The organism is Pseudomonas sp. NFR09 (genome assembly GCF_900111535.1).
Classification (GTDB): domain Bacteria; phylum Pseudomonadota; class Gammaproteobacteria; order Pseudomonadales; family Pseudomonadaceae; genus Aquipseudomonas; species Aquipseudomonas extremorientalis.
Genome location: NZ_FOIH01000014.1, coordinates 37,183 through 56,138, shown reverse-complemented (window position 1 = coordinate 56,138; position 18,956 = coordinate 37,183). Strand labels below are relative to the sequence as shown.

The 18,956-nt window shown below is 61.1% G+C and carries 15 protein-coding genes, 1 pseudogene and 2 riboswitches; of the genes and pseudogenes, 10 read left to right on the top strand and 6 right to left on the bottom strand.

All coding sequences use genetic code 11. The annotated features are described in order from the left end of the window. Window position 1: 1 nt before the first annotated feature. Window positions 2-1,063: a cobalamin biosynthesis protein CobW gene (gene cobW, locus BMX59_RS26200; RefSeq protein ID WP_071490665.1), complete on the bottom strand. Its 1,062-nt coding sequence runs from the start codon at window positions 1,061-1,063 to the stop codon at window positions 2-4. 92 nt (window positions 1,064-1,155) lie between these two features. Next, a riboswitch (cobalamin riboswitch) is annotated at window positions 1,156-1,356 on the bottom strand. A 124-nt stretch (window positions 1,357-1,480) separates the two neighbouring features. Then, window positions 1,481-1,687: riboswitch (cobalamin riboswitch) on the top strand. A 96-nt stretch (window positions 1,688-1,783) separates the two neighbouring features. Between cobW and BMX59_RS26195 the strand changes: the two genes are divergently transcribed. From BMX59_RS26195 to cobM, 4 genes are all read left to right on the top strand, one after another. After that, a complete protein-coding gene (locus tag BMX59_RS26195) occupies window positions 1,784-1,972 on the top strand; it encodes a CbtB domain-containing protein (RefSeq protein WP_093127496.1) in 189 nt (62 codons plus the stop codon). A gap of 11 nt (window positions 1,973-1,983) precedes the next feature. Continuing rightward, window positions 1,984-2,685, top strand: a complete 702-nt coding sequence (locus tag BMX59_RS26190) for a CbtA family protein (RefSeq protein WP_071490667.1) — start codon at window positions 1,984-1,986, stop codon at window positions 2,683-2,685. Beyond that, a complete protein-coding gene (locus BMX59_RS26185; RefSeq protein ID WP_093127492.1) occupies window positions 2,682-3,074 on the top strand; it encodes a cobalamin biosynthesis protein in 393 nt (130 codons plus the stop codon). Before BMX59_RS26190 ends, BMX59_RS26185 begins: the two co-directional genes overlap by 4 nt. 68 nt (window positions 3,075-3,142) lie before the next feature. Beyond that, window positions 3,143-3,889 (top strand): precorrin-4 C(11)-methyltransferase, encoded by a 747-nt coding sequence (gene cobM, locus BMX59_RS26180; protein ID WP_093127489.1) that lies wholly within the window; start codon window positions 3,143-3,145, stop codon window positions 3,887-3,889. 186 nt (window positions 3,890-4,075) lie between these two features. Here the strand turns inward: cobM and nfuA are convergent, their stop codons facing one another. The 3 genes from nfuA to BMX59_RS26165 all read right to left on the bottom strand — a co-directional run bounded on the left by nfuA (window position 4,076) and on the right by BMX59_RS26165 (window position 8,121). Then, on the bottom strand, window positions 4,076-4,660 hold the full coding sequence (gene nfuA / locus BMX59_RS26175; protein ID WP_003173594.1) for a Fe-S biogenesis protein NfuA: 585 nt from the start codon (window positions 4,658-4,660) through the stop codon (window positions 4,076-4,078). A 59-nt stretch (window positions 4,661-4,719) separates the two neighbouring features. Further along, on the bottom strand, window positions 4,720-5,742 hold the full coding sequence (locus BMX59_RS26170) for an acyltransferase family protein (protein ID WP_092248895.1): 1,023 nt from the start codon (window positions 5,740-5,742) through the stop codon (window positions 4,720-4,722). 87 nt (window positions 5,743-5,829) lie between these two features. Continuing rightward, window positions 5,830-8,121, bottom strand: coding sequence for a fatty acid cis/trans isomerase (locus BMX59_RS26165; protein WP_093127482.1), 2,292 nt, complete (start codon window positions 8,119-8,121; stop codon window positions 5,830-5,832). A 166-nt stretch (window positions 8,122-8,287) separates the two neighbouring features. On the opposite strand from BMX59_RS26165, the gene metH reads away from it, so the two are divergent. Together metH and BMX59_RS26155 are read left to right on the top strand one after the other, a co-directional pair. Beyond that, window positions 8,288-11,998: a methionine synthase gene (metH, locus tag BMX59_RS26160; RefSeq protein WP_093127478.1), complete on the top strand. Its 3,711-nt coding sequence runs from the start codon at window positions 8,288-8,290 to the stop codon at window positions 11,996-11,998. A gap of 52 nt (window positions 11,999-12,050) precedes the next feature. Beyond that, window positions 12,051-12,269 (top strand): DUF2970 domain-containing protein, encoded by a 219-nt coding sequence (locus tag BMX59_RS26155; RefSeq protein ID WP_093127474.1) that lies wholly within the window; start codon window positions 12,051-12,053, stop codon window positions 12,267-12,269. On the opposite strand, the pseudogene BMX59_RS26150 reads toward BMX59_RS26155, so the two are convergent. Further along, window positions 12,266-12,712: pseudogene (locus BMX59_RS26150) on the bottom strand (hypothetical protein). The gene BMX59_RS26155 and the pseudogene BMX59_RS26150 overlap by 4 nt on opposite strands. Before the next feature lie 465 nt (window positions 12,713-13,177). Here BMX59_RS26150 and BMX59_RS26145 point away from each other — a divergent pair. Beyond that, window positions 13,178-14,836 (top strand): nitrite/sulfite reductase, encoded by a 1,659-nt coding sequence (locus BMX59_RS26145; protein ID WP_093127471.1) that lies wholly within the window; start codon window positions 13,178-13,180, stop codon window positions 14,834-14,836. Further along, entirely contained in the window at window positions 14,820-15,314 is a 495-nt protein-coding gene (locus tag BMX59_RS26140; protein WP_048727764.1) for a DUF934 domain-containing protein, read from the top strand. The genes BMX59_RS26145 and BMX59_RS26140 overlap by 17 nt, the downstream gene beginning before the upstream one ends. A gap of 105 nt (window positions 15,315-15,419) precedes the next feature. Here the strand turns inward: BMX59_RS26140 and BMX59_RS26135 are convergent, their stop codons facing one another. Next, entirely contained in the window at window positions 15,420-15,833 is a 414-nt protein-coding gene (locus tag BMX59_RS26135) for a MerR family transcriptional regulator (RefSeq protein ID WP_093127468.1), read from the bottom strand. 71 nt (window positions 15,834-15,904) lie between these two features. On the opposite strand from BMX59_RS26135, the gene BMX59_RS26130 reads away from it, so the two are divergent. After that, window positions 15,905-17,137, top strand: coding sequence for an NADH:flavin oxidoreductase/NADH oxidase family protein (locus BMX59_RS26130; RefSeq protein WP_093127464.1), 1,233 nt, complete (start codon window positions 15,905-15,907; stop codon window positions 17,135-17,137). 77 nt (window positions 17,138-17,214) lie between these two features. Then, a complete protein-coding gene (gene poxB, locus BMX59_RS26125; protein ID WP_093127460.1) occupies window positions 17,215-18,939 on the top strand; it encodes a ubiquinone-dependent pyruvate dehydrogenase in 1,725 nt (574 codons plus the stop codon). Window positions 18,940-18,956: the final 17 nt, after the last annotated feature.

The following is an 18,956-nucleotide window of genomic DNA, read 5'->3' as shown; positions in this document are numbered from 1 at the left end:
GTCAGACGCTGAGGGCGGCGCGCAGTTGCGCTTCGAGGCCCGCCGCGTCCAGTTCCTGGCCGATCAGCACGAGGCGCGTGGTGCGTGCTTCTTCAGCGCCCCAGGCACGGTCGAAGTGTTTGTCGAACCGCGTGCCCACACCCTGGATCAGCAGGCGCATCGGTTTGTTCGGGATGGCGGCGAAACCTTTGACGCGCAGGATGCCGTGTTGCACCACCAGTTGCGTCAGGGCATCGAGCAGCAGTGCTTCATCGGCTTGCGGCAAGTCGATGGAAATCGAGTCAAACGCATCGTGGTCGTGGTCGTCTTCACCTTCGTGGTGATGATCGTGGTGGCTGTGGCGGCCGTCGATGTGCTCTTCGGAACCGGCGCCCAGGCCGATCAATACGTCCAGGGGCAAGCGACCACTGCTGGCTTCGACGATCTTCACCGCCGGCGGCAGCTCCTCGGCGACTTCCAGGCGCACGCGAGCCAGGTCTTCGGCATTGATCAGGTCGGCCTTGTTGAGGATCACCAGGTCGGCGCTCGCCAGTTGATCGGCGAACAACTCGTGCAACGGCGATTCGTGGTCCAGGTTCGGGTCGAGTTTGCGCTGTGCGTCCACCTGGTCCGGGAAGGCAGCGAAAGTGCCGGCGGCGACGGCCGGGCTGTCGACCACGGTGATCACCGCATCCACGGTGCAGGCACTGCGAATTTCCGGCCACTGGAAGGCTTGCACCAATGGCTTGGGCAATGCCAGGCCGGAAGTTTCAATGAGGATATGGTCGAGATCGCCGCGGCGGGCGACCAATTCGCGCATCACCGGGAAGAATTCTTCCTGCACGGTGCAGCACAGGCAGCCATTGGCCAATTCGTAGACGCGGCCGTTGGCCTCTTCTTCGGTGCAACCGATGGAGCACTGCTTGAGGATTTCACCGTCGATGCCCAGCTCGCCGAATTCGTTGACGATCACCGCGATGCGACGGCCCTGGGCGTTGTCCAGCATGTGGCGCAGCAAGGTGGTCTTACCCGAGCCGAGGAAGCCGGTGACGATGGTAACGGGGAGTTTGGCCAGTGTTTTCATCGGATGCCCTTGGGGGCGGGCATATGGGACGATTGGCGCTGCGACGGCGCGCAGCAGCGGATTTCGTCACCGGATCACCCCGCCCGGTTGAAGTAGAAAATCGGTTGCGAGGCAGGTCTCCTGGCTTGGGGCTTGCGGGTCTTGCGACCGGCGCTGGCTGCGCCTTCCCGCCTTGTCGGCAGTGGCGTGGCAGTCAGCTGAACCCTTTACAGTTGCGGGGGCAGCCGCGGCTTGGACCGCGTTCCCTTCTTAGCTTCGGCCTGGGCCGAAGAACCTCGAGGGTGCAAGGCTACGCAGTGCTTGGGGGATGGTCAATGATGGGGTTGGGTTGGCTTGAGTACATATCCATTGCTGCGGTAACGGACATGCCCCCAGAACGCACATCCCCAATTGACTCCCCTCCCACCCCCATGCTCTCCTACACATCTTGTTTCGGGTGCCCTGCAAAGGGTGAAACGGGAAACCGGTGACTCATGCACACACGCATGACAGTCCGGTGCTGCCCCCGCAACGGTAAGCGAGCGAAACGTCATATCCACTGTGCCAGTCGGCATGGGAAGGCGACGTTTTCAGGCATTGAGCCCCTCGCAAGCCCGGAGACCGGCCCGAAAAAATCAGATAACAAACCCGCGGTGGGCGGGCGCTGTTCAAAGCCCTGCGTGCCTGGCTCGCGGGGCTTTCATGCGCTCGTTTCACCCTGACACCTGAAAGGGACGCGCCATGTCGATCATCAGCAGCACTTCGCACGCCACCAGCAGCACCTCTACCTTGGGCCAACGCCTGACCGCCGCCATCGGCGCGTCGATCCTCGGCGCGTGCCTGGTGTATTTCGCCGGCTTCTCGCATATCGAGGCGGTGCACAACGCTGCCCACGATACCCGCCACAGCGCCGCGTTCCCGTGCCACTGAGGCTTGCCGACATGATCAAGCGTATTGCGCAAACCGCAGGTTTCACCGGCCTTCTGGCTGCCCTGTTGCTGACTTTGCTGCAAAGTTTCTGGGTCGCCCCGCTGATTCTGCAGGCGGAGACCTTTGAAAAGGCCCCGGCAGCGGCTGAGCTGCACGCACACGCCGACGGCGCAGCTGCACATACCCATGACGCCGAAGCCTGGGAGCCTGAAGACGGTTGGCAACGCGTGCTGTCCACCACGGGTGGTAACCTGGTGGTCGCCGTTGGCTTCGCCCTGATGCTGGCCGGCCTGTACACCCTGCGTGCACCGACCCGTACCGCCCAAGGCCTGCTCTGGGGCCTGGCGGGTTATGCGACCTTTGTATTGGCCCCTACCCTGGGCCTGCCGCCCGAGCTGCCGGGCACCGCCGCCGCTGACCTGGCCGAACGGCAGATCTGGTGGATCGGTACTGCCGCGTCTACTGCAGCCGGTATCGCGCTGATCGTGTTCGGTCGCAACTGGCTGCTCAAGGCGCTGGGCGCGGCAATCCTGGTGGTGCCGCACGTGATCGGCGCGCCACAACCGCAAGTGCATTCGATGCTGGCCCCGGAAGCACTGGAAGCGCAGTTCAAGATTGCTTCGCAGCTGACCAACGTGGCGTTCTGGCTGGCCCTCGGCCTGATCAGCGCCTGGCTGTTCCGCCGCAACCGTGACGATCGATACTCGGCGTGAAACTGGTCGTCGGCCTGGGCTGCCGGGAGGGCTGTGATGTCCACACTCTGCTGGCCTTGTTTGACGCCGCCCTCGTCGAGGGCGGTATCGAGCGCTACCGTATCACTGCGCTGGCCAGTCTTGATCGCAAACAGGAAGAACCCGGGCTACTGGCCTTGGCCGCGCTGCTGAACCTGCCGTTGCAGTGTTTCAACGCTGAACGACTGGCGATTTATGCCGACCGGCTGAGCCATAAATCGGACGTGGCTTTTGCCCACACCGGCTGTTACGGCATCGCCGAAAGCGCCGCCCTGGCCCTGGCCGAACAGCTCGCCAACGCCCCTGCGCACCTGCTGATCACCCGCCAGAAAACCGCCCTGGCCACCTTTGCATTGGCGTGCGCCGACTGAAAACCCGATAATCGCCCCTTTCGATCATGAGCAGATTTCATGCTCGCCCGTTTTCATCAGGATTTCCCATGACCGTCTACTTCATCGGCGCAGGCCCCGGCGACCCGGAATTGATCACCGTCAAAGGCCAACGGCTGATCCGCAGTTGCCCGGTGATCATCTATGCCGGCTCGCTGGTGCCGGCGGCGGTACTGGAAGGTCATCAGGCAGAAACGGTGACCAACAGCGCCGAACTGCACCTGGAACAGATCATCGACCTGATCAAGGCCGCCCATGCCAAGGGCCAGGATGTGGCACGCGTGCACTCCGGCGACCCCAGCCTGTATGGCGCGATCGGCGAGCAGATCCGCCATTTGCGCGACCTGGGCATCCCGTTCCAGATCATCCCTGGCGTTACGGCGGTGGCCGCTTGCGCGGCCCTGCTGGAAACCGAGCTGACCCTGCCCGACATTGCCCAGAGTGTGATCCTGACCCGCTACGCGGATAAAACCAGCATGCCGGCCGGTGAGGACTTCGACAGCCTGGCGCGACATGGCACCACCATGGCGATTCATCTGGGGGTCAACCACCTGGACAGGATCGTCGCCGAACTGCTGCCCCATTATGGCGCGGATTGTCCGGTTGCCGTGGTGCACCGGGCGACGTGGCCCGATCAGGATTGGGCGGTCGGCACCCTCAGTGACATCGCTGCAAAAGTGGCGACCAAAGGGTTTCGGCGTACGGCGTTGATTGTGGTGGGTCGGGTGTTGGCGAGTGACAGTTTCAGTGAGTCATCGTTGTATCGGGCGGGGCATGCGCATCTTTATCGATCTTGATATTCAACATCACAAAACATTTACAACATATTGATTTTATTGAGTAAATTTATTAACAAAAATCTGACAGCCCAGCTTTCGCAATGAACACTCAACATTAGATAGATAGCGTAATCTATTGAATTTAAAGCAAAAAAAAACGGCGCTCACGGAGCGCCGTTTTTATGTCCGCAGCGAACGCCTTACTCAGTAGTAGGCGTTTTCTTTCTGCGTGTGGTCGGTCACGTCACGTACGCCCTTGAGCTCCGGAATACGCTCGAGCAAGGTGCGCTCGATGCCTTCGCGCAGGGTCACGTCCGCCTGGCCACAACCCTGGCAGCCGCCGCCGAACTTGAGCACGGCAATACCGTCTTCAACCACGTCGATCAGGCTGACCTGGCCGCCGTGACTGGCCAGACCCGGGTTGATCTCGGTCTGCAGGTAGTAGTTGATACGCTCGTTGACCGGGCTGTCAGCGTTGACGTTCGGCACCTTGGCGTTCGGTGCCTTGATGGTCAATTGGCCGCCCATGCGGTCGGTGGCGTAATCGACCACGGCATCGTCAAGGAAAGCTTCGCTGAAGGCATCGATGTACGCGGTGAAGCTTTTCAGCCCCAGGGCGGTGTCTTCAGGCTTCTCTTCGCCAGGCTTGCAGTAGGCAATGCATGTCTCGGCGTATTGGGTGCCGGGCTGGGTGATAAAGACGCGGATGCCGATACCCGGGGTGTTCTGCTTGGACAGCAGGTCGGCCAGGTAATCGTGGGCGGCGTCGGTAATGGTTATGGCAGTCATGGAAACTCCTCACAGGCTTGCCGGCAGTTTACGCCAAAATATTACGCAGGTACAAAGTCCTAGTATTTTTGTCGGGCAATAGATTCCGGCCCCTCTATGTCAAGCCAGCGCTTGAGGGCGCGATAGGTTCCCTTTTCAAGCCATTGGTAGCTCCAATATGAGCCCAACGCTATTGCTGCGATGCACACCAGCAGCATCGCGTAGGGATCTATTCCCATACTCTTGGCAATCAATAGCCCAGCAGCGAGTACCGGCACGTGGATCAAGTAAACCGAGTAAGAGCAGTCTCCCAGCATCTTCAAAAGGCGGGAGCCCTGAAAGTAGGGTTCCAACGCCACACAACTGATCACCAACACAGCGCTTGGCACCCCCCACTCCAACGAACGCGGTAGATTTGCCCCGTGATAAATCGCCACTGACGAGACCAGGATACCCAATAACGGCAACCATGAGCCGGACCGGCACAGGCCACATCGGTACAGCATGCCGATGGCAATACCCATCAGAAAGTCGAGAATAATGTCATTCCTGTAAAAACCGCTGGCTAGACCCAGGGCGGGGCCGATGTAACACACAAGATAAAGCAGTGCCGCGACAACCCACAGCCGATAGGATTGCCGAACGAACAAAGAGAAGGAAAACAGCGGATAAAACAGCATCAAGAAGTTCAGGGTCCACCCGACGCCCAGCAGAGGGTAAACCTCCACACCCGGCGGGCTCGGGGCGGCAATGAACAGCAGCGACATCAACACATAACCCGGCTCGATATTCTCGTACGGAAACATCGCAGGCACAGTCGCAACCAGCAGCATCATGAGCAGGGTATAAAACCAATACGCCGGAACGATTCTTGCCACACGCATGAGCATGAAACGCCAAGGTGTCAGGGTTTTGTCCGCAGTCGAAAGAAAAATCACAAACCCGCTGATAACAAAAAATATATCGACCCTGACCCCGCCTGTTTCGACCAACAGGTCCTCCAGCCAGTTATGCGCCTCAAAGTCGAAAAACAACTGTACGAAGTGAACACCCACCACCATCCACGCCGCCAAGGCACGTAGCGCTTGCACTGAAATCAACATGATCGGAATACCTGTTCCATTCCCGCAAGATAGATATCCGACCGCTTCAGCACCCGCTCAGAGAGATGACTGGATCACTGTCATTAGTTATAGGTTCTCATAGCGGTTCATGTCCAATACACCCTCTTCCACCGGCGTAGTCTCACGAATGTACCGCGACAGATCATGGAAATACTGCCAGAACAACGGATGACTGCGCCGCACACCCCACCGATCCACAATCTTCTCGAAACCCTTGGCATCCTTGGCCTGCTCCATTTCAGCCACGAACTCAGGCACGTCCTGGGCTGGAATATTGAACATGAAGTTCGGGTAGCTGCTCAGCACACCCGGATAAATCGTCACCGTATCCAGGCCCGGCTGGTAGCGATAAGCCTCCCCCAGCAAAAACGCCACATTACTGTGGGCACGATTGCGCAGCATGCTATAGACCACACGCTTGCCACCGGCGGTTTCAACCCGCAGCATCGTCGCTTCAGGCAATTGATCAATCACCTTGAGCCCGGCAGCTGGGCGTGAGGTCAGGCGGCTCAGGGCCTGCTCCGCATCCTGCAAGGCCGGGTCGATCCCATCGCGAGAGCAATAGGCGCCGCTGCAGCGGTTGATCGGGTCCGGGCTGGCGTTCAAATCGCCGTAACGGGTGAGCAACTGGTTGGCAAAGTCGCGCTTCGGATCGTTTTTGTTCAGGTGCAGACCAGTGGGTTTGTCGTCATCGATCGCCTCGTAATCCAGCCACAGCTTGAGCTTGCCGCTGTTCTGGTACCAATCGTCGAGGAAACCATCACGCGAATCGGCCGGCATCAGGCGCAAAAAGTTCTGCTCGGCACCATTGCGGATCAGGTCGAAATACAGCCGGGTCTGGGCCTGGTGCGACACATTGCCGAACACGTCGAAATTCACCGCCAATTGGTAATAGGTGCGCTCCAGCAGTGGATAGTCGAACAGCCACATCGTTTGCGGCACCTCGCCGATCAGGCCTTTGTTGACCGCGGCACTGTCGAAGTGGCGGAAGATGCTCAGCAAGGCATTGTCATTGCCTGCCCACAGGCTCGACCAACTCGGCGGCGGCAGGTCGGCGTAGCTGTCGCGGCGCAGCGCCTCGTATTCGTTGCGCTTATCGCGGTAGGCCAACCACAGGCTGAGCACGCTGCCCACGTCATCGTTTTGTCCCGGCATGGCCAGCAGCGGCGTGGCCTGGCCGCGATAGCGCGCATCGGTGACGTACAGGTCGTGGTCCGGGTCCTGGAACAGGGTCCAGAAATTGTCGCGGATCACATCCGTGGCGATCTGCCCACGGCACACCGGCCCACGGATAAAGGTACGCACGAAGTATTCGGCGTTATCCAGCATGAACTGGTAGCGCGCCTTGGCCGGGATGGCTTCGAAGGTTTCAAAAGGGTTGGCACGGCGGCCCGGACCGTAGCCCGGCAAGGCGTTGACCTGCCAATTGCCGGCGTAGAATAGCTCTTTGATGCGGGTCATCTTCTCGGCGCTGAACGGGTACGTAATGTGGGTTTTATGCACGATCACGCCCTGCACCGGCCACAGGCGGTAATACACGCGGGTGCCGGGGTCATCATTGGGACGGCGCGTAGCGATCAGGTCAATCGGTTGGCCACTCGGCGTGCGCGAACGCACCCACTGGAAGAAATGCCCCGGCTCGCCATTCTCGAAGTAGATGTGCGCGAGGAATAAATGCTCGAACAACCAGCGCGCCACCAGGCTTTCGCGGGCGCCGGGCTGGTTGAACAGGTTTTCCCACTGCTGCACTTGCAGGGCTTCTTTCGCGCTGGGCGCCAGGCCTTGTTCATCAATCGGCGCGCCGGAGGCAAGCCAGCGTTGCAGGGTCTGGTACTGCTGGTCCGTCAGGCCAGTGACCGCCAGCGGCATGCCTTCCCTGGGGTGGGCACCGGCATAGGCATTGAACTCGCCGGGCATGGCACACATGTTCTCGCGGTTCAGGCCCAGCACGATGTCTTCGGGCAGCTTGGCGTTGGGTTGCAACGGCGCGTTATGCCCCAGCTCCAGCATGCGCGCCATCAGCGCGGCCTGGCTGCCCTGGGCGTCCAGCACCGAATAGAAGCCCTTCTGCTGCCAGGCCTGTTTGCCGAAGGCGTCATAGAACAAGCGGGTGGTCGGCGTGGCCTGGCTGCGTTCGCCATCGTAGACCGGCACTTTGCTCGCGCCGCGCGCCGCGCCCTCGGCACTGCCCAGGTTGAGCTGGCAGGCGGAGTCGTAGCAGGCATGGCAGGCCACGCATTTCTCGGTGAAGATCGGTTGAATGTCGCGGGTGTACGAAATCGCCGGGGCGGCTCCGTCGGCCTGTGCGATGCAGGCGACCAGTGCCAGGACGGCGCTGGTGATGAGGCGAAGTGACATGTATCCGGTCCCGATTCAATGCGTGCGCTGGAAAATTGCCGGTGATTCTACCGGGCCATACGGCCCTGCAACATGAGCGATATTCATCTAAAAACCGGGCATACTGCAAAACCGCACAGGTTTGTTATGATCCACGCCCTCCGTGATGCCTGACCAGAGTAGTCCCATGTCCGATCGTAGCGTTCGTCTGCAAGCCCTTCATCAAGCCCTCAAGGAACGTATCCTGATCCTCGACGGTGGTATGGGCACGATGATCCAGAGCTACAAGCTCGAAGAAGAAGACTACCGTGGCAAACGTTTCGCCGACTGGCCGAGCGACGTCAAGGGTAACAACGACCTGCTGGTGATCACTCGCCCGGACGTGATCGGCGGCATTGAAAAAGCCTACCTGGATGCCGGTGCCGACATCCTCGAAACCAACACCTTCAACGCCACCCGCATCTCCATGGCCGACTACGGTATGGAAGAGCTGGCCTACGAGCTGAACGTAGAAGGCGCACGCCTGGCGCGCAAGATCGCCGACGCCAAGACCCTGGAGAACCCGGCCAAGCCACGCTTCGTCGCCGGCGTGCTCGGCCCGACCAGCCGGACCTGCTCGTTGTCACCAGACGTGAACAATCCCGGCTACCGCAACGTGACCTTCGATGAACTGGTGGAAAACTACACCGAGGCCACCAAAGGCCTGATCGAAGGCGGCGCCGACCTGATCCTGATCGAAACCATTTTCGACACCCTCAACGCCAAGGCCGCGATCTTCGCCGTGCAAGGTGTGTTCGAGGAGCTCAGTACCGAACTGCCGATCATGATCTCCGGCACTATCACCGACGCCTCCGGTCGTACCCTGTCGGGCCAGACCACCGAAGCGTTCTGGAACTCGGTGGCCCACGCCAAGCCGATTTCGGTAGGCCTGAACTGCGCCCTGGGCGCCAGCGAACTGCGTCCGTACCTGGAAGAGTTGTCGAACAAGGCCAACACCCACGTGTCCGCGCACCCCAACGCCGGCCTGCCCAACGAATTCGGCGAGTACGACGAACTGCCTTCGCAAACCGCCAAGGTCATCGAAGAGTTCGCCCAGAGCGGCTTCCTCAATATTGTCGGCGGCTGCTGCGGCACCACGCCAGGCCATATCGAGGCCATCGCCAAGGCCGTGGCCGGTTATGCGCCACGCGTGATCCCGGACATCCCCAAGGCGTGCCGCCTGTCGGGCCTGGAGCCGTTCACGATTGATCGCAGTTCGCTGTTCGTCAACGTCGGCGAGCGCACCAACATCACCGGCTCCGCCAAGTTTGCCCGGCTGATCCGTGAAGACAACTACACCGAGGCCCTCGAAGTCGCCCTGCAGCAGGTGGAAGCCGGCGCCCAGGTGATCGACATCAACATGGACGAGGGCATGCTCGATTCGAAGAAGGCCATGGTGACCTTCCTCAACCTGATTGCCGGTGAGCCGGACATCTCCCGCGTGCCGATCATGATCGACTCCTCCAAGTGGGACGTGATCGAGGCGGGCCTGAAGTGCATCCAGGGCAAGGGCATCGTCAACTCCATCAGCATGAAGGAAGGCGTCGAGCAGTTCATCCACCACGCCAGGTTGTGCAAGCGCTACGGCGCGGCCGTGGTGGTGATGGCCTTCGACGAAGCCGGCCAGGCCGACACCGAAGCGCGCAAGAAAGAGATCTGCAAACGCTCCTACGACATCCTGGTGAATGAAGTCGGCTTCCCGCCGGAAGACATCATCTTCGACCCGAACATCTTCGCGGTCGCCACCGGTATCGAAGAGCACAACAACTACGCCGTCGACTTCATCAACGCCTGCGCTTATATCCGTGACGAACTGCCCTACGCGCTGACCTCCGGCGGCGTGTCCAACGTATCGTTCTCGTTCCGTGGCAACAACCCGGTGCGCGAGGCGATCCACTCGGTGTTCCTGCTGTATGCGATCCGCAGCGGCCTGACCATGGGTATTGTCAACGCCGGCCAACTGGAGATCTACGACCAGATCCCGGTCGAGCTGCGCGACGCCGTGGAAGACGTGGTGCTCAACCGCACCCCGGACGGCACCGACGCCCTCCTCGCCATCGCCGACAAGTACAAGGGCGACGGCAGCGTCAAGGAAGCCGAGACCGAGGAATGGCGCGGCTGGGACGTGAACAAGCGCCTGGAACACGCCTTGGTCAAGGGCATCACCACGCATATCGTTGAAGACACCGAAGAATCCCGGCTGTCGTTCGCGCGTCCGATTGAAGTGATCGAAGGCCCGCTGATGTCCGGCATGAACATCGTTGGCGACCTGTTCGGCGCGGGCAAAATGTTCCTGCCCCAGGTGGTGAAGTCCGCCCGCGTCATGAAACAGGCCGTGGCCCACTTGATCCCGTTCATCGAGCTGGAAAAAGGCGACAAGCCGGAAGCCAAGGGCAAGATCCTGATGGCCACCGTGAAGGGCGACGTGCATGACATCGGCAAGAACATTGTCGGCGTGGTGCTGGGTTGCAACGGCTATGACATCGTCGACCTCGGCGTGATGGTGCCGGCGGAGAAGATCCTGCAGGTGGCCAAGGAGCAGAAATGCGACATCATCGGGCTGTCCGGCCTGATCACCCCGTCCCTGGACGAGATGGTGCACGTGGCCCGCGAAATGCAGCGCCAGGACTTCCACCTGCCGCTGATGATCGGCGGTGCGACCACCTCCAAGGCGCACACGGCGGTGAAGATCGAGCCCAAGTACAGCAATGATGCGGTGGTGTACGTGACCGACGCTTCGCGTGCGGTCGGCGTGGCCACGCAGTTGCTGTCCAAGGAACTCAAGGCCGGCTTTGTCGAGCGCACCCGCGAAGAGTACGTGGAAGTGCGCGAACGCACGTCGAACCGCAGCGCCCGCACCGAACGCCTGAGCTACCCGGCCGCCATCGCCAAGAAGCCGCAGTTCGACTGGAGCAGCTACACGCCGGTGGTGCCGACCTTTACCGGCGCCAAGGTGCTGGACAATATCGACCTCAAGGTGCTGGCCGAGTACATCGACTGGACACCGTTCTTTATCTCCTGGGACCTGGCCGGCAAGTTCCCGCGCATCCTCGACGATGAAGTGGTCGGTGAAGCGGCCACTGCGCTGTACGCCGATGCCCAGGAAATGCTCAAGAAACTGATCGACGAAAAACTCATCAGCGCCCGTGCGGTGTTCGGCTTCTGGCCGACCAACCAGGTGCAGGACGATGACCTGGAAGTCTACGGCGATGACGGCCAGCCGATTGCCCGGTTGCACCACCTGCGCCAGCAGATCATCAAGACCGACGGCAAGCCGAACTTCTCCCTGGCCGACTTCGTGGCGCCCAAGGACAGCGGCGTGACCGACTACATCGGTGGCTTCATCACCACCGCCGGCATCGGTGCCGAAGAAGTCGCCAAGGCCTACCAGGACGCGGGCGACGACTACAACTCGATCATGGTCAAGGCCCTGGCCGACCGCCTGGCCGAGGCCTGCGCCGAATGGCTGCACCAGCAGGTGCGTAAAGAGCACTGGGGGTATGCCAAGGACGAGCAACTGGACAACGAGGCGCTCATCAAGGAGCAATACAGCGGCATCCGCCCTGCCCCGGGCTACCCGGCGTGCCCGGATCACACCGAGAAAGCCCAGTTGTTCCAGTTGCTCGACCCCGAGGCCCGCGAGATGCAGGCCGGCCGCAGCGGTGTGTTCCTGACTGAACACTACGCAATGTTCCCGGCGGCTGCCGTCAGCGGCTGGTACTTCGCCCACCCGCAGGCGCAGTACTTTGCCGTAGGCAAGGTCGACAAGGACCAGGTGACCAGCTACACCGCGCGTAAAGGCCAGGACCTGAGCGTGACCGAGCGTTGGCTGGCGCCGAACCTGGGGTACGACAACTAAGCCCGGCTGGATTGTCTATGCTCTCCCTCACACACCTTGTGTCGAGGGATGTATGGACGATCCAGTCAACAACAACCCCCCTACCTTCTGGCAGATGCTACACAGCGTCGTGGCGGCCGCGTTTGGCGTGCAGAGCGGCAAGAACCGCGCCCGCGACTTCACCCACGGCAAGCCCAGCCACTTTGTGGTGCTGGGCATTCTGTTCACGGCGGTGTTTGCCTTGACGCTGTTCGGCATCGTCAAGCTGGTGCTGCACCTGGCCGGCGTCTAGCGCAGCAGCAGTTGCAGGCTGAAGGGGTAACGGTAGGACGCCGGCTTGCCGACGGCTGACAGTGCGCGGAAATCCACCGGCGCCAACGGACCGAGCAGGCGTTGCGCCTGGGTCGCATCGATCAGTTGGAACAACGCCTCCTGGCAGTCACGCCCGCCATGGGCGTCGATGCAACTGCGCAGCCGGAGTGGTCTTGGTGCCGGAGAACGCCAGCAGTTCGATGGATTGGCCAGCGGCAACGGGACCGTGCAGACGTAGCAGACCCGTGAGCATCAGGTAGCCGGCCTGTTCATCATCGCTGACCATGCTGGCGATCCATAGCGCACGCGCAGATGCAGGCCGAGGTCCTTGGCACCGGCCTGCATGAATTGCGCATAGCTGACCCGGAAGGTTTCCGTCGACATGCCCGGGTTGAGAAACACCACCGACGTGGCATGGACCATGGCCCCATACGCCGATCCCAGCAACCACACACACGCAATCAGCACCTTCGATAGGGTTATCAAGCCTTGAACATTGACCGCCATGGATAGTGGCAAGGCGACAGTCAATCGAGGCCCTTTACTGGTGGCTCACCCAGAATACGGCGGTTCCCACCACCAGGATGATCAGAAACAGAATGGCCCAGGCATCAACGGTACTATCAGGTTTACGGGCTTTTGTCGGATTGCTCATCGCATCGCCTCTTGTCGGTTTTATAGGAGATAACGCTTAAACACGCTCACAGTAAAGTCGACGATTGCCCGTATGACAAATGTGGGTATGGCGATAACGGTTCTCATTAGTCAATTTGGTTATTTGCATATACTCAAACATCACTTTTGCGCATAAACGCAAACTGGTATCGTGCGCCGGCTCCGTTGGGAGTGCGCGGCCGTGCGCGCAGATTTGCCGAGAACAGGACCTATATGTACGTATACGACGAATACGATCAGCGCATCATCGAGGACCGCGTCAAGCAGTTCCGTGATCAGACCCGACGCTATCTGGCAGGTGAACTGAGCGAAGAAGAGTTCCGCCCTCTGCGCCTGCAAAATGGCCTTTATGTTCAGCGCTTTGCGCCGATGCTGCGGGTGGCCGTGCCCTACGGCCAACTGACGTCGCGCCAGGTACGCATGATGGCCAAGATTGCCCGCGACTACGACAAAGGCTACGCCCACATCAGTACCCGCCAGAACGTACAGTTCAACTGGCCGGCCCTGGAAGACGTGCCGGATATCCTGGCCGAGCTGGCCACCGTGCAGATGCACGCCATTCAGACCAGCGGTAACTGCCTGCGCAACGTGACCACCGACCAATTCGCCGGTGTCGCCGCCGACGAGCTGATCGACCCACGCCCGTGGTGTGAAATCGTGCGTCAGTGGACCACCTTTCACCCCGAATTCGCCTACCTGCCGCGCAAGTTCAAGATCGCCATCAATGGCTCGACCTCAGACCGCGCGGCCATCGAAGTGCACGATATCGGCCTGGAGCCAGTGTACAACGCGACCGGCGAGCTGGGCTTTCGCGTACTGGTGGGCGGCGGCCTCGGCCGTACCCCGGTGGTCGGTGCATTTATCAATGAATTCCTGCCATGGCAGGACCTGTTGAGCTACCTCGACGCGATCCTGCGGGTCTACAACCGCTACGGCCGTCGAGACAACAAGTACAAGGCCCGGATCAAGATCCTGGTCAAGGCGCTGACCCCAGAGGTCTTCGCCCAGAAAGTCGATGCCGAAATGGAACACCTGCGCGGCGGCCAGACCACCCTGACCGAAGCTGAAGTGCATCGTGTAGCCAAGCACTTCGTCGACCCTGAGTACAAGGTCCTGAGCAATCAGGACGCCGAGTTCGCCGCGCTGGATAAAGAACATCCAGGCTTCGCCCGCTGGCGTGCCCGCAATACCCTGGCGCACAAGAAGCCGGGTTATGTGGCGGTGACCCTGTCGTTGAAACCTACCGGCGTAGCGCCGGGCGATATTACCGACAAGCAGCTGGACGCCGTCGCCGACCTGGCCGAGCGCTACAGCTTCGGTCAACTGCGCACCTCCCACGAGCAGAACATCATTCTCGCGGACGTTGAGCAGAGCCAGTTGTTCACTCTGTGGGGCGAGCTGCGCGAAGGCGGTTTCGCCACGCCGAACATTGGCCTGCTGACCGACATCATCTGCTGCCCGGGCGGCGATTTCTGCTCCCTGGCCAACGCCAAGTCGATCCCGATCGCCGAATCGATCCAGCGCCGTTTCGACGACCTGGACTACCTGTTCGACATCGGCGAGCTGGACCTGAACATCTCCGGTTGCATGAACGCCTGTGGTCACCACCACGTCGGCCACATCGGCATCCTGGGCGTGGACAAGAAAGGCGAAGAATTCTACCAAGTGTCCCTGGGTGGCAGCGCCAGCCGCGATGCGAGCCTGGGTAAGATCCTCGGCCCATCCTTCGCCCAGGAAGCCATGCCCGAGGTGATCGGCAAGCTGATCGACGTGTACATCGAACAGCGCACCGAAGATGAGCGCTTCATCGACACCTACCAGCGCATCGGCATTGACCTGTTCAAGGAGCGCGTCTATGCAGCGAATCATTAAGAACAACGAAGTCCTCGACGAAACCTGGCACCTGCTGCCCAAGGACGCGAGCTTCGACGGCATTTCCAACTGCGACGACCTGATCGTGCCGTTGGCCCTGTGGCGCGAACACGGCCACGCCCTCAAGGCCCGCGACGGCGGCCTGGGTGTGTGGCTGGACGCCGATGAAGAAGCCGAGGAGATCGGCGACGACGTGGAACACTTCCAGGTCATCGCCCTGAACTTCCCGGCCTTCACCGACGGTCGCAACTACTCCAATGCGCGCCTGCTGCGTGACCGCTACGGTTACAAGGGGGAGTTGCGTGCGATTGGCGACGTGCTGCGCGACCAGCTGTTCTACCTGCGCCGCTGCGGGTTCGATGCCTTCGCCCTGCGCGCCGATAAAGACCCGTACGAAGCACTGGAGAGCCTCAAGGACTTCTCGGTGACGTACCAGGCGGCAACGGATGAGCCGTTGCCGTTGTTCCGCCGGCGCTGAGTATCAAAGGTGGGAGGGGGCTTGCCCCCGATGGCGGTGGATCAGTCAATGAATCTGTTGACTGGCCCTCTGCTATCGGGGGCAAGCCCCCTCCCACATTGGCATCTACTTGCTCTGTAGACCGGTCTTGATCGACGCCAGCACCTGCTTCTGCCCCATCGAACACGGCCCCCCTTCCGGCTGCGCCTGCACTGCCTCGATCACACCCAGCAGTTGCGCCTTGCTGTGGGCCAACTGCGCCTGCATGGCTTCAATCTGCTCCACCTTGCGCTCCAGCGCTTCAAGCAACGCCTCACGCTTGTGCTCCCCTGGCGCGGGCATCAACGCCTTGAGTTCCTGCAAGGTGAACCCGGCCTGCTGCGCGCTCTGGATCAGTTGCAGGGTCTGCAGCGCTTCGGGTGCATAGCGTCGATAGCCGTTGGCCTGCCGCCCCACTTGGCTGATCAGGCCCTGCGCCTCATAGAACCGGATACGCGACGCCGCCAGCCCACTCTGTTTTGCCAGTTCTCCAATATTCATCGAATTACCTGCTTGACCTTAAAGTTACCTTTAAGCTTAGCCTGAGGCTTCCCCTGCTCAGGAGTCAACTCATGTCGCCCTTTGAAACTCTGCAACTGCCCAATGGCCAAGTCCTTTCCAACCGTATCGCCAAGGCGGCGATGGAAGAGAACATGGCGGACGCCCGGCAAGCGCCCTCCCCCGAGCTGAAGCAGCTCTACACGGCCTGGGCCGATGGCGAGCCGGGCCTGTTGATCAGCGGCAACGTGATGGTCGACCGCCGCGCCATGACCGGCCCCGGCGGCGTTGCCCTTGACGACGAGCAGCAACTGCAGCGCTTTCGCGAATGGGCCGACGTGGCGCGGCGCAAGAACGTGCACTTCTGGGTGCAACTCAGCCATCCTGGGCGCCAGACACCCGCCAACCTGCGCCAGCAGGCCATTGCACCGTCCGCCGTGGCGCTCGACCTCGGCGGTTTCTCGAAGATGTTTGCCACGCCCAAGGCCATGACCGAGGCCGACATCCAGGACGTGATCCAGCGCTTCGCCACCAGCGCCCGCCTGGCCGAGAAAGCCGGTTTTACCGGCGTACAGATCCACGGCGCACACGGCTACTTGCTCAGCCAATTCCTGTCGCCGTTGAGCAACCAACGTACGGATCGCTGGGGCGGTTCACTGGAGAACCGTGCACGCCTGCTCCTGGACGTGATCCGTGCGGTACGCGCCAGTGTCAGCCCGTCGTTTTGTGTGTCGGTCAAACTCAACTCCGCTGATTTCCAGCGCGGTGGGTTCGAAGAAGCGGATGCACGCGCCGTGGTCGAGATGCTCAATCCGCTGTCCATCGACCTGCTGGAATTGTCCGGTGGCAGCTATGAAGCACCGGCCATGCAAGGCGAAGCACGGGACGGCCGGACCCTGGCCCGGGAGGCGTATTTCCTCGAATTCGCCAGCGAAGTCGCCGCCATTGCCCAGATGCCCGTCATGGTCACCGGCGGCATCCGTCGCCTGCCCATCGTGCAACAAGTGCTCGACAGCGGTATCGCCATGGCCGGCATCGCCACCGCCCTGACGCTGGAACCGCAACTGATCCAGCACTGGCGCGAAGGCCGCGACCCCAACCCGCAACTCAAACCCATCGACTGGAAGCGCAAGCCCCTGGCATCCCTGGCCATTCTCGCCGTGGTGCGCTACCAGATGCGCCGCCTCAGCCGCGGCCATCTGCCCAAGGCCCACGTCGCACCTTGCATGGCGCTGGTGCGTGACCAATGGTTTCTGGCCCGGCGCACCCGGCAATACCGCGCGGCCATGACGCAATCTTCACATTAAAGGCGGAGCATTCGCCGTGATCGAACTGTCCCCTATTGATCAGCAGTTTTTAACCTCACTGACGATTGGAGTTCTTCATGGCGAAAATCAACCTGGCCCAGCAATTGGCGACCACCCTTGAACAGGCGGGCATCAAGCGCATCTGGGGCCTGACCGGCGACAGCCTCAACGGCCTCACCGACGCGCTGCGCACCATGGACAGCATCGAGTGGATGCACGTGCGCCACGAAGAAGTGGCGGCGTTCGCCGCCGGTGCCGAAGCGGCTGCTACTGGCGAGCTGACGGTGTGCGCTGGCAGTTGCGGGCCGGGCAACCTGCATTTGATCAACGGACTGTTCGATTGCCATCGCAACCATGTGCCGGTGCTGGCGATTGCCGCGCAAATTCCATCTTCAGAGATTGGCCTGAACTACTTCCAGGAAACCCATCCCCAGGAACTGTTCAAGGAATGCAGCCACTTTATCGAGCTGGTCACCAACCCCGAGCAGATGCCCCAGGTACTGCATCGCGCCATGCGTTCGGCGATCCTCAATCGCGGCGTGGCCGTGGTGGTCATACCGGGCGATGTATCGCTGCTGGAGGTCGAGGACAAACTCAAGCCGTGGCCCGCCCTGCATGCACCACGTACGCTGCCAGCGGAACAGGACCTGCAACGCCTCACCGATATCCTCGAAAACAGCCGCAAGGTCACCCTGCTGTGCGGCAGCGGGTGTGCCGGAGCCCATGATCAAGTGGTCGCCCTCGCCGACGCACTGGGCGCCCCCGTGGTACACGCGCTACGTGGCAAGGAGCATGTGGAGTGGGATAACCCGTTCGACGTAGGCATGACCGGCCTGATCGGTTTCAGCTCCGGCTACCACGCCATGCTCGACTGCGACACGCTGATCATGCTCGGCACCGATTTCCCTTACCGCCAGTTCTACCCCTCCGACGCCAAGATCATCCAGGTCGACCGCAACCCACAGGCACTCGGTCGACGTGCCACGCTGGACCTGGGTATTGCCGCCGACGTCAGCGAAACCCTCGCTGCGCTGCTGCCAAGGTTAACGCGCAAGACTGATCGCAGCTTTCTCGAAACGTCCTTGAAGCATTATGAAAAAGCCCGTCAAGGGCTGGACGACCTGGCCCAGCCGTCGAAAGCCAATCGGCCGATTCACCCACAGTACGTGGCACGCCTGCTCAGTGAGTTGGCGGATGACGATGCGATCTTCACCGCCGATGTCGGCTCTCCCACCGTGTGGGCAGCGCGCTATTTGAAGATGAACGGCAAGCGCCGCCTGATCGGTTCGTTCAACCATGGTTCGATGGCCAATGCCATGCCCCAGGCCATTGGTGCGCAGGCGGCATTCCCGAATCGCCAGGTGATCTCGATGTCGGGTGACGGCGGTTTCGCCATGCTGATGGGCGACTTTATCTCGCTGGCGCAACTGAAGCTGCCAGTCAAAGTCATCGTATTCGATAACTCGTCCCTGGGCTTTGTCGCCATGGAAATGAAGGCGGCGGGCTACCTGGACGCCGGCACCGAGCTGAAAAACCCGGATTTCGCCGCCATGTCCAACGCCATGGGCATCCTAGGCATTCGCGTGGAGCAATCCGAAGACCTGGAACCGGCCCTGCGCCGCGCCCTGGCCCATGACGGCCCGGTGCTGGTGGATGTGGTCACCGCCACTCAGGAATTGGTGATGCCGCCGACGATCAAGCTGGAACAGGCCAAGGGGTTCAGCCTGTACATGCTCAAGGCGGTGATGAGTGGGCGTGGTGATGAGGTGATCGAACTGGCACGCACCAACTGGCTGCGCTGAACCCAGCGTGGGAGCTT